Annotated in this window: 2 protein-coding genes; one reads left to right on the top strand and one right to left on the bottom strand. The window is 69.8% G+C overall.

What is annotated here, in order from left to right; all coding sequences use genetic code 11:
- Positions 1-142 precede the first annotated feature (142 nt).
- Positions 143-940: a carbon-nitrogen hydrolase family protein gene (locus ACOJTC_RS06285; RefSeq protein WP_420116133.1), complete on the top strand. Its 798-nt coding sequence runs from the start codon at positions 143-145 to the stop codon at positions 938-940.
- 27 nt (positions 941-967) lie between these two features.
- Here ACOJTC_RS06285 and ACOJTC_RS06280 read toward each other — a convergent pair whose 3' ends face one another.
- Positions 968-1,192: a hypothetical protein gene (locus ACOJTC_RS06280; protein ID WP_204928614.1), complete on the bottom strand. Its 225-nt coding sequence runs from the start codon at positions 1,190-1,192 to the stop codon at positions 968-970.
- Positions 1,193-1,809: the final 617 nt, after the last annotated feature.

Below are 1,809 nucleotides of genomic sequence, written 5' to 3'. Positions count from 1 at the left end.
GCGTCCACGTGGTGCCCGGTGGTCGACGACAGGTGGCCGAGCGCCCGGCGTCCGGGGACGAAGCCCCGGGCGGGGGTCCGCGTTCCGGCCCCGTCGGGCCGCGCACTGTCCCGGGTCGCCGTCCGCCCGTACCCTGGGCAGCATGCGCGTCGCCGTCTGCCAGCTCAACGCCCGCGCCGACCGGTCGGCCAACCTGGCCGCCGCCGAGGCTCTGCTCGTGCGGGCCGCGGCGGCCGGTGCCGACCTGGCGGTCCTTCCCGAGTACGTCGACTATCTCGGCCCGGCCGACGGTATGCCGCCGGCCGAGGGGGTGGACGGGGCGGTGGGCACCTTCTTCGCCGAGGTGGCCAGCCGGTTGGGGATCTGGCTGGTGGCCGGCTCCTTCCACGAGATCGGGCCGGATCCGGCGCACACCTGGAACACCTCGCTGGTCTTCGACCGGTCCGGCACCCTCGCCGCCAGCTACCGGAAGATCCACCTGTACGACGTGGAGATCCCCGGGCGGGTGTCCTACCGCGAGTCCGCCACGGTGGCCCCCGGAGCGGAACCGGTGGTGGTCGACGTGGAGGGCCTGCGGGTGGGCCTGACCATCTGCTACGACCTGCGCTTCCCGGAGCTGTACCGGCGACTCGCCACGGACGGGGGAGCGCACCTGCTCGTCGTGCCGGCGGCGTTCATGATGCACACCGGGCGGGACCACTGGGAGGTCCTGCTGCGGGCCCGGGCGATCGAGAACCAGTGTTTCGTGGCCGCCGCCGGGCAGACCGGTGACCACGACCCGGGCCGGACGTGCTTCGGCCGCAGCATGGTGGTCGACCCGTGGGGCACGGTGCTCGGCCAGGTGCCGGACGGACCGGGTCTCACCGTGGTCGACCTCGACCTGGACCGGCTGCGCACGATCCGCGCCGAGCTGCCCAGCCTGGCCAACCGCCGCCTCTGACGCACCCGCGGGCGGGGCCGGGCGCGGTCAGCTCAGCAGCACCCCCACGACTGCCAGCGTGATGATCGCCGCCGCCGTCACCAGCAGGGCCGTTCCCATCCTGGAGGGCCCGCGCCGGGCCAGCCGCACGACCGACAGTACGACGACGACGAGCACGACCGCTGCGATCACCAGTTGCCAGAAGGGCAGCAGGAGTCCCAGTAGTGCGTCGTCGGCGAGGGTGACCGTGGGGGAGCGGGACGCCTCATCCATGGCAGCCACTCTGGCACGGATCGGCCACCTCGGCGTTGTTTCGGTGCGCGGGCACAACACCGGCAGGGTGCACAGCCCGGCAGGTGATGCCCGCCGACGAAGGTAGTGACGATCATTGATTTGCCTTCCGTGGGGCGTCCGCGTAACTTTCTCTCTGCACGCGGGAGGCCGGACGAACTGGCCGAAAGCGGGCACCAGGATCGTGGCGGAGACGCCGAGCGATGCTGAGGATCGGGCGGTGCGGAACTCCTCGGAAAGTCGGGGTTGCGAACGCGAAGCCGACCGGGTAAGGTTCTGAAGCCGGCAGGGAGCCGGGCGGGCACCGCGAAAGCGGATGCCGGCCGGTCTGCTGATTCCCGCGATCGCAACGACCACCGGAAACGGTGTGCGTGACAACGTGGATAAGGCTGAACCAGGCTGACAGATCGCGACAGCGAATTTGACAGCGGAATTCAGTCCAAGTAACTTGGAGAAGTTACCCCGGTCGGGTTGCCGTTGGTGCGGTGGTTTGGCTGGTGTGTGGTTGTTCTTTGAGAACTCAACAGGGTGCTTGTAAAGCCAGTGCCAATTGTTTTATACCCCGGGCTGGCCGAATCTTCGGGTTTGGTTGGCTGGGA

The sequence above is a fragment of the Micromonospora sp. genome, assembly GCF_048594385.1.
GTDB classification, from domain to species: Bacteria; Actinomycetota; Actinomycetes; order Mycobacteriales; family Micromonosporaceae; genus Micromonospora; species Micromonospora wenchangensis.
The sequence above is the reverse complement of the archived record's forward strand: the minus strand, read 5'-3'. Positions and strand labels throughout refer to the sequence as shown.